12 protein-coding genes and 2 tRNA genes are annotated in these 13,531 nt (G+C 40.1%); 4 read left to right on the top strand and 10 right to left on the bottom strand.

Annotation, left to right across the window (positions count from 1 at the left end):
- Positions 1 to 5 precede the first annotated feature (5 nt).
- From GSF09_RS05190 to GSF09_RS05160, 7 genes are read right to left on the bottom strand one after another with little or no spacing between them, the layout of a single operon-like run.
- On the bottom strand, positions 6 to 1,220 hold the full coding sequence (locus GSF09_RS05190) for an MFS transporter (RefSeq protein WP_159799875.1): 1,215 nt from the start codon (positions 1,218 to 1,220) through the stop codon (positions 6 to 8).
- A 35-nt stretch (positions 1,221 to 1,255) separates the two neighbouring features.
- Positions 1,256 to 1,753 (bottom strand): cupin domain-containing protein, encoded by a 498-nt coding sequence (locus tag GSF09_RS05185; RefSeq protein ID WP_159799874.1) that lies wholly within the window; start codon positions 1,751 to 1,753, stop codon positions 1,256 to 1,258.
- 17 nt (positions 1,754 to 1,770) lie between these two features.
- On the bottom strand, positions 1,771 to 2,751 hold the full coding sequence (locus tag GSF09_RS05180; protein WP_159799873.1) for a D-glycerate dehydrogenase: 981 nt from the start codon (positions 2,749 to 2,751) through the stop codon (positions 1,771 to 1,773).
- A gap of 16 nt (positions 2,752 to 2,767) precedes the next feature.
- Positions 2,768 to 3,718, bottom strand: coding sequence for an aldo/keto reductase (locus tag GSF09_RS05175; protein WP_159799872.1), 951 nt, complete (start codon positions 3,716 to 3,718; stop codon positions 2,768 to 2,770).
- Positions 3,719 to 3,729: 11 nt separating this feature from the next.
- Complete coding sequence (locus GSF09_RS05170) at positions 3,730 to 4,773, bottom strand: Gfo/Idh/MocA family oxidoreductase (protein WP_159799871.1); 1,044 nt, start codon at positions 4,771 to 4,773, stop codon at positions 3,730 to 3,732.
- 3 nt (positions 4,774 to 4,776) lie between these two features.
- A complete protein-coding gene (locus GSF09_RS05165; protein ID WP_159799870.1) occupies positions 4,777 to 5,862 on the bottom strand; it encodes an NADH:flavin oxidoreductase/NADH oxidase in 1,086 nt (361 codons plus the stop codon).
- A gap of 16 nt (positions 5,863 to 5,878) precedes the next feature.
- Positions 5,879 to 6,259 carry a DoxX family membrane protein gene (locus tag GSF09_RS05160; protein WP_236564852.1) on the bottom strand — a complete coding sequence of 127 codons (381 nt, stop codon included), beginning with the start codon at positions 6,257 to 6,259 and terminating at the stop codon, positions 5,879 to 5,881.
- Positions 6,260 to 6,480: 221 nt separating this feature from the next.
- Here GSF09_RS05160 and rseP point away from each other — a divergent pair, with 221 nt between their 5' ends.
- The 3 genes from rseP (at position 6,481) to GSF09_RS05145 (ending at position 8,176) form a co-directional block, all read left to right on the top strand.
- Positions 6,481 to 7,830, top strand: a complete 1,350-nt coding sequence (gene rseP, locus GSF09_RS05155; protein WP_159799869.1) for an RIP metalloprotease RseP — start codon at positions 6,481 to 6,483, stop codon at positions 7,828 to 7,830.
- 157 nt (positions 7,831 to 7,987) lie between these two features.
- A tRNA-Asn gene (locus GSF09_RS05150) sits at positions 7,988 to 8,061 on the top strand.
- 43 nt (positions 8,062 to 8,104) lie between these two features.
- Positions 8,105 to 8,176, top strand: a tRNA-Arg gene (locus tag GSF09_RS05145).
- A 130-nt stretch (positions 8,177 to 8,306) separates the two neighbouring features.
- Here the strand turns inward: GSF09_RS05145 and GSF09_RS05140 are convergent.
- Positions 8,307 to 8,474 (bottom strand): hypothetical protein, encoded by a 168-nt coding sequence (locus GSF09_RS05140; RefSeq protein WP_159799868.1) that lies wholly within the window; start codon positions 8,472 to 8,474, stop codon positions 8,307 to 8,309.
- 341 nt (positions 8,475 to 8,815) lie between these two features.
- Here GSF09_RS05140 and GSF09_RS05135 point away from each other — a divergent pair, with 341 nt between their 5' ends.
- The gene (locus GSF09_RS05135) at positions 8,816 to 11,818 is read left to right on the top strand and encodes an ATP-binding protein (protein WP_159799867.1); all 3,003 of its coding nucleotides are present in this window, start codon (positions 8,816 to 8,818) and stop codon (positions 11,816 to 11,818) included.
- Here GSF09_RS05135 and GSF09_RS05130 read toward each other — a convergent pair whose 3' ends face one another.
- Positions 11,819 to 12,454, bottom strand: coding sequence for a response regulator transcription factor (locus GSF09_RS05130; RefSeq protein WP_159799866.1), 636 nt, complete (start codon positions 12,452 to 12,454; stop codon positions 11,819 to 11,821).
- Between the two features lie 87 nt (positions 12,455 to 12,541).
- Positions 12,542 to 13,435, bottom strand: coding sequence for a glycosyltransferase family 9 protein (locus tag GSF09_RS05125; protein WP_236564851.1), 894 nt, complete (start codon positions 13,433 to 13,435; stop codon positions 12,542 to 12,544).
- Positions 13,436 to 13,531: the final 96 nt, after the last annotated feature.

Raw genomic sequence — 13,531 nt, 5'->3', positions numbered from 1 at the left:
TATTGTTATTCATTTATCCTGTTTACAAAAAAGGCAATGCAAATGCCAAATACCCCCACAATTGCAAATGACATTTTTAATCCTACCGCATGTGCTATATAACCTATAACGGGCGGGCCAAGTAAAAACCCCAGGAAACTTATACTGGAAACTGCCGTTAATGCCTGGCTTGGCTCAATACCCGGCGTTCGTCCTGCAAGGCTGTACACACCGGGAACTACAGTACTTACCCCAAGCCCCACAAGCATAAACCCGATTGCAGAAGGCACTACATAGGGAAACAGTACCGCAATGTACATACCTCCCGATATAAGCACACCGCTGAAAGCGAGTACTTTTTTACGACCGAAACGTGTGGTAACCTTATCACCTATAAAACGGCCCGTTGCCATCATAATCATAAATGAGGTATAGCCCAATATTACAAGCGATTCAGGGGCTTTTACCACATCTTTAAAATATACTCCGCTCCAGTCGAACATAATGCCTTCGCTAACCATGCTGCAAAAACCTATAACACCAAGCCATGCCAGTGCAGGGTTAAGCTTTGGCAGCAGGCTTCGTTTTCTTTCTTCCTCTACTTTTTTAGGTTTGGCCGGCCTGGTTTTTACAAGGTAGCGAAAGTTGGCATAAATATTTACATACAATACTGCCGCAACTATTGCAAAATGGTACAGCGGCCTTACGCTGAAGTTCATCATAAGCAAGCCTATAAGGGCTCCTGTAAAACCGGCAAGGCTCCACGCACCATGAAATGATGACATAATGGGCCTGCGGAAAATAGCCTCCGTTAATATTCCCTGTGTATTTACCGAAATATTGGTAAAGTTGCTGAATATGCCAAAAAAGAATAAGGATAACATGAGCTGCCATACCTCATCGGCAAAACCAAGCGTAACCATTGCAAGCATATAAAATATAATACCCACTACAACTGTTTTACTGCTGCCATAGCGCACCACAATACGCCCCGAAAATGGCATCATTAAAAGCTGCCCTAATGGGATGGCAAAAAGTACCGTACCTAATTCGGCTTCGCTGAGCCCGAGCTTTTCCTTTATATCAGGAATACGGCTTGCCCAGGTAGCAAAAGTAAGCCCCATTGAAAAGTAAAACAGCGACACTGCAAGCCGTATCCGGTTCAGGTAGCTGTATTTGGCTTCCCTATAGGCTTTAAGGGGCTTGCGTACCTTGCGGGCTATATTTAATTCACTATCCATATTTTAACCTGAAGTTGGTACTTATAAAATTATATTCATTTCCAAAACTCAATTATACCACCCTTGCTGCCTGTAACAGGGTCATTATCGGGAAAAGGTACTTTTGCTATATTTTCATCAGCCCCGGGCCTTTCGCCATCCTCCCCTTTCATAAGGTCATAATCCATACCGCCCGGATATGCACCTATAACACCAAAATCGTCCGAAGCTTCTATTTTCTTATGTCCCGTACCGGCGGGCAGTACTGCAACATCACCCTGCCGTACATTCATTTTTTCACCTTTCTCCCCGCCAAACTGTAATGTTGCCGAACCCTTATACACACCCAGCACTTCATGGGTATTACTGTGGTAATGATGATAGGCATAAACCCCATTACGCCAGGAATTTTTCCAGTTATTTGCAGCAAATTCTTCTTCCATACTATCCGCTATCGCACCCGTATCGGGGAAAACGGCACGGTAAACTATTAAAGGGAAAACACTGTTAGGTATTGTACCATCATCCTGAAAAAAATATTGTTCTGTATCCATAATCATTATTTTTAATCCTACCCGCGGTTATACACTTCAGGGTTAACACATTTGGGGAGCTTTTCGCCCTTAAGGCCTGCAATACAGTTTTGTGCTGCAAGCAGTGCCATAGCATCCCTTGTTTCATATACATAAGAACCTATGTGCGGCAGCACGGCAACATTCGGCATATATAAAAGCGGGTTATCTTTATCCATCGGCTCAGGGTTGGTAACATCCAGCCCCGCTCCCCATATAATACCCTTTTCCAAAGCGTGCTTTAAATCCTGTTCGTTATGCATTTGCCCCCGTGCGGTATTTATAAAAATAGCGGTAGGCTTCATGGCTGAAAAAGCATCTGCATTAAAAATACCCTGAACACCTGCCGACAGGTTTGCATGGACTGACAGCACATCGCTTTGCGAAAGCAATTCCTCAAACGAAACTTTTTGGGCTCCCAGTTCCTTTTCGGCACGCTCATTAGTACTCCTGTTATGGTAAATTATATTCATGCCATAAGCATTTTTGCAAAGCTTTGCCATTTCGAAACCTATATTTCCCAATCCAAAAATACCGAGCGTTTTTCCATGTATATCTATACCCAGGTTGGCATTAGGCTCAAAAAAATCCCAGTCCCCATTCACTATGCGCCTGTGGTGGTAAAATGCCTTTCTTGATGTTGCCAGCAAAAGCAGGAAGGCTGTATCAGCAGTTGCCTTACTCAGCACATCGGGTGTATGGCCTATCGGTATTCCTAATTTTGTGGCTTCTGCTACATCTATATTATCAAATCCTGCCGAAAACAGCGATATAACTTTTAAATGGCTGCATTCCTGCAAGAATTCGGCATCCGCTTTTATCCGGCCGGATAAAATAATGCCCTGCACCTTTTTTGAATTATCAATTAATTCCTGCTGCGTCAACTCTCTTTTTTCGTGCCACTGAACAACCTTTATGCCTTTATCCTGCAATAGCCTTATCCCTGCCTCGGGAATTTCTCTTGTTGAAAATATTGTCATACTAATAAATTAAAGCTTACCATGCGCTCTCCTGTGTAAGGTACTCAATTTCATGGGCGGTTATAGGCAGGTCAGGCGCTTTTATAATACTTTCCAGTTGCTTCTTGCTTGTTGCACTTACTATTGGTGCCGTTACCGAAGGGCGGTGAATAAGCCATGCCAGGGCTACGGCAGCCTGGGTTGTATCCAGTTTTTGCGCCACCTCATCCAGTGCGGCAAGTATTTTAAACCCCCTGTCATCAAGATATTTTTCCACACCACCGCCACGCGTGCTTTTTCCCAAATCCTCTTTACCCCTGTACTTACCGGTAAGGAAACCGCTTGCCAGTGAATAATAATTTAAAACACCAAGGTTATTGCCAAGGCAAACCGGTTCCAGTGCTTCCTCAAAAGCCTTGCGTTCGTATAAATTATAATGGGGCTGGAATGTTTCATAAGCGGGAAGCCCTTTTTCAAAAGCTACCTGCAACGACTCTTTTAAACGTTCTGCCGACAGGTTGGATGCGCCAATGTGCCGAACCTTACCCTCTTTTATAAGTTGTGCATAAGCATCAAGAGTTTCTTCTATTGGTGTGTTTTCATCATCCCAGTGGGTTTGGTAAAGGTCTATATAATCAGTTTTAAGCCTTTTAAGCGACTCCTCTGCTGCCTGTAATATACGTTTTCGTGAAAGCCCTTTTTTTCCGTTACCCATATCACTGCCCACTTTAGTGGCTATAATAACTTTATCACGGTTACCATTTTTATGTAACCAGTTGCCGATTATAGTTTCTGATTCACCCCCTTCATTTCCTTTTGCCCAACGCGAATACACATCGGCCGTATCTATAAAATTAAAGCCTGCCCCTGTAAAGGCATCCAGAATTTCGAATGAAGTTTTTTCATCTATCGTCCACCCGAAGACATTACCACCAAAGGTAACCGGATAGACATAAAGCCCTGTATTGCCTAACTGCCTTTTTTGCATACTTTCTATATTTATTTTAGTTGAACAACTTTTTTCTCCTTGCTGCTCAGGAGTGCAGCATCTATTACTTTCATTACATTAACACCTTCATCGGCGGTAACAGGTTCCTTTTTATCCATTGTAACTGACTGGTACAGCAGTTCTAAAAACTCATAATAATTCCCCGGTTTTGTGGGTATATGCCCCCTGTAAACCTCTCCATGTTTTTCGGTATGCAAAATCCCTGATTTTTCCTCCGGTTCTATGCCCCATCCTTTCGTTTCGGGCTTTTTGCCTGTTTTTAAAACGTCCTCCTGAATATCGCCCCTGCTTTTCAGGAAAGTACCTTTCCTGCCGTACAGTATGTAGGCCGGCAATGGCTCCCGCATAAAAAAGCCCGCCTGCAGGCGTACCCGTTTATCAGGATAATACAATAAGGCTTCCATCCAGTCTTCCGTAACAGAATTTTCCCTTGTTATCCGCATATCGGCAAAAACTGCTTGTGGCATACCGAAAAGGCATAGGGCCTGATCTATAATATGAGAGCCTAAATCCCATAATATACCAGCTCCCGGCTTACCGGTTTCCTTATGTGCCTTTGGGCTGAGCGAAGGGTTATAACGGTCAAAATGAATTTCAGCTTCTATTATTTCACCTAACAGGTTTTCATCCAAAACTTCTTTTACTGTTTTAAAATCGCTGTCCCACCTGCGGTTTTGGTACACTGCCAGTTTTAGCCCCTTTTCATGGGCTATATCCCTTAGTTCCTGTGCTTGCGCTGCGGTAGTTGTAAAAGCCTTTTCCACAAGTGTGTGTTTGCCTGCCTGCAAAGCCTGCTTTGCATATTCAAAATGTGTATCTACCGGCGTGTTTACAATTACCAGGTCTGTATCGTCTGCCAGCAGTTCTTCAAGTGTACTATAGCTTTTAACCCCCGGATAATCTTTTTGTATATTTTTTTTACTGCGCTCCCATGCCCCCATAAGCTCAAAGCGCGGGTGCACCTCCAGGAACGGGGCATGAAAGACCTTACCTGACATACCATAGGATAATAATGCTGTTTTTATCTTTTGCATTTGTTATTTATTGCGTTTTCTGGGCTTTGCCCTTTCATATTGTTTTGGCCATATAACATCAGCATCCAGGCGGGTGGCAAATGTGAGCCCCAGGTTTGGGTCGCGTAATGACTCCCTTGCAAAGAAAATCAGATCGGCTTGCCCTTTTTCCAAAATTTCTTCTGCCTGTTCAGCCTCGGTTATCAAACCAACAGCACCTGTATGGATGCCTGCCTCTTTTTTAACCTGCTCTGCTATAAAAACCTGGTAGCCGGGTTCAACAGGTATCTGCTGGTGAAGTACCGCACCACCTGATGAGCAGTCAATTACATCTACCCCCATTTCCTTCAGTATTTTTGAAAGCTTTACTGATTCCTCTACATTCCAACCTCCCTCAGCCCAGTCGGTACCGGAGATGCGCACAAATAAAGGCAGGTCAGAAGGCCACTCCTGTTTAACCGCTTCTGTAACTTCCAGCAGCAACCGTATGCGGTTTTCAAAACTGCCTCCATACTCATCTGTACGTTTATTGCATAATGGCGACAGGAACTGGTGCAGCAGGTAGCCATGAGCCGCATGTATTTCAACTACTTTATATCCAGCCTCCCGCGACCTTCGGGCAGCTTCACGAAAATCATCAATAACTTTTTTAATACCTTGCGCGTCCAGCTCCAAAGGAGGCTCTGCTTCATCCTCGCTAAACTTTATACTGCTTGGTGCAACGGTTTGCCATCCCTCTTCTGTTACCGTTAGTTTTCTGTGTCCCTGCCACGGTGCCGATGTACTGGCTTTGCGACCTGCATGGGCAAGCTGTATGCCCGGAAATGAATTTTCCTGTAAAATAAACTCGGTTATTTCCCTGTACTTTTCTATATGCTCGTCGCTCCATATACCTAAATCATCAGGCGATATGCGCCCTTCTGGGGACACAGCCGTTGCCTCCTGTATTATAAGCCCGGCACCACCTATAGCCCTGGCACCCAAATGTACCAGGTGCCAGTTATTGGCAAAGCCGTCTTTAGCAGAATACTGGCACATGGGCGAAACTACTATACGGTTTTTTAATATTATGCTTTTTATCTGCAATAGCGAAAATAATTGCGATTCCATAGTTTATTGTTTTAGTTTATAATCTGCAGAGATTGTGTTTCCCTGAATAAAATTTAATAATAATGCAGCCATACCGCCATGCAGCAACTGGCTGGGTATTGACCCCCATTCTTCTATAAGGCAGGAGCCGAATATGAGTATAATAGCAATGCAGGCAGCGACTATAAGCGCATACCGGGGTTAACAGCCCGATGAGCAACAAAGCACCTGTAATTAGTTCTGCAAAAGGCAGCATGTAGCTAAATGGGAGTACAAGTGCCTGCGGAAGCATGGAATTTTCAAATGTTTTTACCATCCATCCGCTAAACATATTAAGCTTTGGCAGGCGCACAAGCCCATGCCCGAAAAAACTTATCCCTAAAAGCAACCGCAGCAATAAATAAGGAAGTGGCTTCATACATAAATGCTTTTAAGAAGTAAAGAGTGCTGAATATTTAAAAGAATACTCTTACGGAATAAATTTAGTTATTGTAAAATTACCTTACAAAACTTTAAGCCGAAACCACAAAGGCAATTATTAACAAAGTTTTAAAATGCGGCGGTGTAAATTAAAAATAGGGTAAGTCTATCAGAAAACATTATTTTTGTGCGTTTAAACAAGAAAGTGAAACACAAATAATGGAAATAGCTATTAAATTAACTCAGTTCCTGCTGAGCCTGTCCCTTTTAATTATACTGCATGAATTAGGGCATTTTATACCTGCCAAAATATTTAAAACCAAAGTAGAGAAGTTTTACCTTTTTTTTGACGTGAAATTTTCACTCTTTAAAAAGAAAATAGGTGAAACAGTTTACGGCATAGGCTGGCTGCCCCTTGGCGGCTATGTAAAAATTGCCGGTATGATTGATGAAAGTATGGATAAGGAGCAAATGTCCCAACCGGCACAGCCGTGGGAGTTTCGCTCTAAACCTGCATGGCAAAGGCTGATAATAATGCTTGGCGGGGTAACCGTTAACTTTATACTGGCTTTTGTAATATATATTGGGATGGCGTTTTTTTACGGCGACCTTTATATTGAAAATAAAAACCTTAATGACGGTGTTTGGGTTACCAACCCTGCGCTTGAGCAGGCCGGGCTTAAAACCGGGGATAAGATTATAGCTGTTGATGGCGAAAGCATACAGGATTTTTATGAAATAAACCAAAAACTTTTAACGGCAAAGCAGGTAACTGTAAACCGTAATGGCTCGCAGGAAGTAGTTGATTTCCCTATTGACTTTATAGATAAGTTGATGAAACAGGAAAAAACGGGCACTTTAGTTGAACTGCGCATTCCGTTTATAGTGGCGGGGATTGCCGACGACTCTCCCAATAAAGATAATGTAAAGCCAAAAGACATATTGAAGTCTTTTAACGGAAAAGAAGTTGCCTATGCTGATGGCATTATTGATGAATTTAAAAAGCATAAAGGGCAAACCGTACCTGCCACTGTAATAAGGGATAGAAAAGAAGTGCCTGTACAAATTATAATAAATGATGAAGGAAAATCAGGCATAGCCTATGCTTCCAGGTTGATACCAAAAAATATTGAAGAGTTAAACCTTTATCCTGTAAGCCGTGAAGAATATGGCTTTTTTGAGTCGATTCCTGTAGGTTTGGAAAAAGGCAAAGACCAATTGGTTAGTTACTGGAAACAGCTAAAGGCAATATTTACACCAAGTACAGGTGCCTATAAAGGTGTTGGCGGTTTTTATGCTATTTTCGACATATTCCCAGAGTCATGGAGCTGGTATGCTTTCTGGAATATTACTGCTTTACTTTCTATTATGCTTGGGGTTATGAACCTGCTGCCCATACCGGCACTTGACGGCGGCCATGTAATGTTCCTGCTTTATGAAATGATAAGCGGCAGGAAGCCCAGTGATAAATTTATGGAGTATGCACAAATTACAGGCTTTTTTATACTTATAGCATTAGTATTGTTTGCCAATGGCAATGATATATTCAGGGCAATATCAGGCAAGTAGAAATTTTAGGGATATTTTTTATAAAATTAGTTTGCAGGAATTAAAAATGGTTTTATATTTGCACCGCTATAAAGGCAACGGCATAAAGCCAGAAGTTCTTGAAAATATATTGTAATTAACTGACGCCGATTAGAAAATTACAGAATAATATACAGTTTCCTCCTTAGCTCAGCTGGTTAGAGCATCTGACTGTTAATCAGAGGGTCCTTGGTTCGAGCCCAAGAGGGGGAGCTTTTTAAGAAAAGGCTATCAGAAATGATGGCCTTTTTTATTCGGCCTCGTAGTTCAACGGATAGAATGGGAGTTTCCTAAACTTTTGATACAGGTTCGATTCCTGTCGAGGCTACAAACCCGCTTCATATAAATGAAGCGGGTTTTTTGTTTACAGCAATTTGTATGGTTACAAAATATATTTCCGGCAAATAAGTAAAGCCTCCTGCAACAAGTACAGGAGGCTTTCTTATCTATAAAAGAATTTAGAGGGCAAAGGTAATTCCTATAATAAAAAGAAAAAATGAAACCAGGAGGTTAAGCAGCCCAACCGGTTTTAAAGTCCTTTTTTCGCTGGTAATACAGCTTACAACTAGTTTGCCGGACGCCATAAATGACAGCGAAGCCAGGCAGTAGCAAAAAATTTCTATCATATTCAGTAATTCTTGGTTGCTTTTTAATCTGCCCGCTCGATTCAGACAGGCAAGGTGTACATTTCCTGCACACCTTGTCATGTCCAAATACTTATGATATTCAGAGGGGGCATAATCCCAAAAAAATTGAAAGAATTTTTGCTAAAATACTACAGCATAGTGCAGTAAGGATAAATCAACATAATCTTATTCAGTATCTTTTGGGGAGGACAAACTTATCTGATAAAAATTAATATTCATGTACAACATTAACCAAACTGCTGTAGAAATATTTCTACAAAAATTACCTCCTTCTTTATTTGGTATATATTTGCCTGTAAATACTAAATAATTAAGCCACAATGGTTTTGTTAAAAAGGGTAGCCCTGCTTTTATTATTGCTTTTATATTTTTCCGGTTTTTCGCAAAACCGGTATTTTACAGCATGGTACTCTGCCGATAACAACCATTTACCGCAAAACAGTGTTAAGAGTATTACAGAGGATAAATATGGGTATATATGGCTTACTACGGAAAGCGGCCTTGTGAGGTATGACGGCCAGAATTTTAAAATATTCAATTCAGAAAATATAAAGGGCATAACATCCGACAGGATGGGCTCTTTCGGCGGAAGTATTGAAAAGGATAGTATTATAATACGGAACGAGCCTAACGAATTGATTATAATTAAAAACCGTACTGCTTACCGCGATTCTGTAAACAGATTTAAACCTGTAATACCAATTAAAAACAATAAGGCTTATTACCTTGAGTTTGTAAAAAACATAAGCTATGCCCATGAGTATGAGGTTTGGGGCTTCCCTTCTAAAAACAAATACTATGTGGTAAGCAAAGATTCCATAAAACAGTTCAACAAAAATGGGGTGCTTCAAAATAAAATTTACTTTACACATAAGGACTCGGCACAATTTTTCACACTGAACGATAAACTGTACCTGCTACGCCCGGACAATAAGGTTAGTTTACCCCTTACGGAAACAAATAAAACGTTGCCTGCGTCCCACAGGTACAGTAAAGTATTTACAAATAACCTTAGCAATCAGGTTTTTTTAATTGCAGGCAATAAAATTTTGATGCTTCAGGAAGAAAAAGGCAATTTTAAAGTAACAGAGCTATACGACAACTTTAATGAAGACCTTAATATTGTTGCCATGTATTATTCTGGCTATAACAATACCCTTTATCTTGGCAGCACTAATAAAGGGCTTATAGTAGTAAGAAAACAGGATTTTACTGTTTTAAAGTCACCCAACAAACATGCATTCGGCATAGAAGGGGTTTATTATGCTTTAACTGATTATAACGATTTCCTCATATCTTCAACAGGTGCTGTATTTAAAGATAATAAGCTAATAGACGATATAGCCATAAGCAAGGTAAGTAACAAATATTTTCTTGTAAAAGACCAGGAGGGCAACCTTATGGTAGCCAAGGGTAATACATTATATAGGTTTAAAAAAAGTAGTGGGTTTAAGGAATTTGATTCTTTTACATTTGACAATAATACCCGGATAATATCAATGGTTAAAACCCCTGAAGGTAAATTATGGGTGGCCTGCAGCATAGAAAAAGCGGGGAAAGTTTTAAAGAGCAATATATATACAAATATACCCGGCAGTGATTTTGCTTTTAAATGGCGCAAAAGCGTTCCATACAGGGTTAATTATATATATGCCAACAACAACAGTAAATTATGGTTAGGTGCACCCGATGGCCTGTATATTATGGAAACCAAAACCTTGAAGGAGCAGAAAGTTCCCGGGTTTAATAAAGCCATAATACGCTCGGTTGTAATACTGGGCAATGATGTGTGGGTTACAAGTTATAACAAAGGTTTCTTTTTATACCGAGATGGGAAAACTACTAATTTCCCTGTGGATAAAAATCAGTACCTGCTTTGTTCCCACTATATTATGCCTGACGGGCAGGGGTTTTTCTGGATTCCAACCAACAGGGGTTTGTTCCAGGTAAAAAAGCAGGATCTTTATGATTATGCCAATGGTAAGAAAAATGCTGTATATTACTATTTTTACAGTAAAGAATCAGGCTTTGAAACAAATGAGTTTAATGGTGGCGGAATACCCTATGCTGCAACTATAGGAAATGCTATCTTTATGCCATCTATGGATGGCATTGTAAGTTTTAATCCTGCAAACGTTACATTTACACAACCTGGAAATGATATTTTTATTGACGAAGCGGAAATAGATAATTCCTTACGCGCTGTTAAGGATTCTATTACACTGAACCGTAATTTTAACAGGCTTAAGTTATATATAAGCAGTCCCTATTTCGGCAACCATAATAACCAGAATATAGAAGTTAAACTTTCGGGCCCCGTATCTCAGGACTGGATACAGCTTACCGAAAATAATATTGCCTTTTCTACCCTGCCGCCAGGTCATTACACCCTGACTGCCCGAAAAATTAAAGGTTTTGGCTCTGACTACATTTACAGGAATTTTACATTTTATGTAAAGCCTGCATTTTGGCAAACCACATGGTTTTTAATATTAATAACCGCAGCAGTTATTGTGCTTATATTTTTTACCATAAAGCTTCGCCTGAAATACATACGCTATAAAAACATACAACTGCAAAAGCAGATAACACTGCAAACTGCGCAGTTAAGAAGCACTATAGCCGCATTAAGGAAAACACAGGAAGATTTAGGAAAACAGGTTGTTAACCACAAAAACCTGATAAAAACCATAACACATGATATTAAGAGCCCATTGAAATTTATGGCTATTACCGGGCGTTATGTGTATAATAATATAGACAGTGGCACCGATGCTGTTAAAGATGATGTGCAGGCTATTTATACATCATCATCACAGTTGTACCATTTTGTGGATCAGTTCCTGGAATATACCAAAGAAGCCGATACCAGCAATAATACAGAACCTTTTTCATTAAATGAGCTGGCAACTGAAAAAATGGACTTCTTCAGTACCATTGCCAATTATAAAAATATAAACCTGTTAAATGAAATACCTAAAAACCTGTATGTAACTTTAAACAGGCACCTGCTTTCCATAATACTGCATAACCTGCTGGATAATGCTATAAAAAACACTTACAACGGTGCCATTACATTTTCTGCATATACAGATAATGAGAAAAAAACAACTGTAATTACTATTAAAGATTCAGGAAAAGGCATGAACGCCGGTCAGATTGAATATTTTAACAGCCTATTGCAAAACAACCCTGATGATACGCCTGCAAAGAGCATGGGGTTAAGTATAGTAGCTGAACTGCTTTTAATATTAGGAGGGAAAGCCGAGATAAATTCTTCCGAACACTGGGGTACACAGATAACTTTATCATTCCCTCAGTAATTACTCCTTATACAGTTTATACTTTTCTACCAGCGATACTATATTATTAACTTCCAGTTTTTCGAAAATGCGGTTTTTATAGGTGCTTACGGTTGACATTTGTATATTAAGCCTGTTGGCTATCTCAAGGTTGCCCTCACCCTGTACAAGGAGCTCGGCTATTTCAATCTCCCTGTTAGATAAGGATTCCAAAGGGTTATAATGGGTGTTATTAAGTGCATTTTCAAATATTTTTTCCTTTACCTTTTCGCTTATATATTTACCACCATCAATAATAGTCTGTACGGCTTCGGCAATTTTATCTTCGCTGGTCAGTTTATTCAGGTAGCCATCCGCCCCCGAATGTATGTAACGCAGCGCATATTGCTCTTCATCAAACGCTGAAAACATAAGTATTTTCATCTCAGGCTGGATTTGTTTAGCCTGCTCAATCATCTTTACAGTATTTCCCCCCGGCAGGTTTATATCCAGTATAAGCAGGCTTACAGGCATATCCTTAAGCTTTACTTTTACCTCATCAAAACTTTCAGCGTGCATGGTTTCAATAAATGGAAATTTTTCCCTTATAATAAGTGCAACGCCCCTACGCACCACGCTGTGGTCATCTGCCAGTAAAATAGTTTTTTTCTCAGCCATTATTTACAATGTTACTTTGCATATAAACTTACTAATATTTGGCAAAAATAGTAGCTCCCGCTTTGCAAAAATAATTGTTTGATAAACTTAACCGTTAAGCTTACTGCTGATAAGCCGGAATAATTCTGTAGTATCAGGTGAAGGAAGGTAAATCCCTTCACTATTATTGCCATAAGGGGCATATATCCTGCTGTTTTTTAAAGAAAACAAACCTATTACTGTAGTTTGAGATGCACTCGCCAAATGCATTATACCGCTATCGGCTCCTATAAAAAGTACCGTTGAAGCAATTACCGAAGCTATCTCCCGTATATCCCTGCTGTAAAATGAAGGAGCTTTAAAATTAATTTGCGAAACATTTTCCACTGGCAGTATCTCTATTATAGTATAGCCGGGATATTCCGCCTTTAACTTTGCGTATGTTTTTTCCCACCAGTCAGTTTCATAACATTTGGCACCTGTTGCAAAAGTAAATATACTGATAACAGGCTTATCACCTCCTGCCAACTCTTTAAGCTTTTTATTTCCTGCCCTTAATTCTTCTTCGCTAAGCTTCATGTTAATTGTTGGTACTTCCCCTGTTTGCGGTGTTATACCCGCCTTTACCAAAAACTGCCGCAGGTTATGTACAGGGTATTTTGCTATATGGCACATTTCAGTATCTTTCCTGCAGTTTGTAGCTTCCTGCATATCGCCGTATAGTTTTAAAGGGGCGCGCGTTATTTTTGTTGCAAGCCTACCTGAAGATGATTTAGGGCTTACATTTATAACCAGGTCATATTTTTTAGCTTTCAACTTAAACCACTTACCTAAATAATCAAGCAACTGGCTGAAATGCTTTTTAGGCAGTTGAAATATTTGGCCTATGCATGTATAATTTTGAAAAATTACATTTGCCACACCGCCTTTTACAAATATATCAATAGTAGCATCCGGAAAGGTTCTTGAAGCTTCCTGTACCAACGGGGTTATCAGCAGCATATTCCCCAACCGATGATTAGGCCTGCATATTAAAATGCGCTTTATAGAACATTGTTTGCCGGCAATTTTATTACACCCAACATTTTTTGTTAGGCG

The organism is Flavobacterium sp. MK4S-17 (genome assembly GCF_009848495.1).
Lineage (GTDB): Bacteria > Bacteroidota > Bacteroidia > Flavobacteriales > Flavobacteriaceae > Flavobacterium.
The sequence above is the reverse complement of the archived record's forward strand: the minus strand, read 5'-3'. Positions and strand labels throughout refer to the sequence as shown.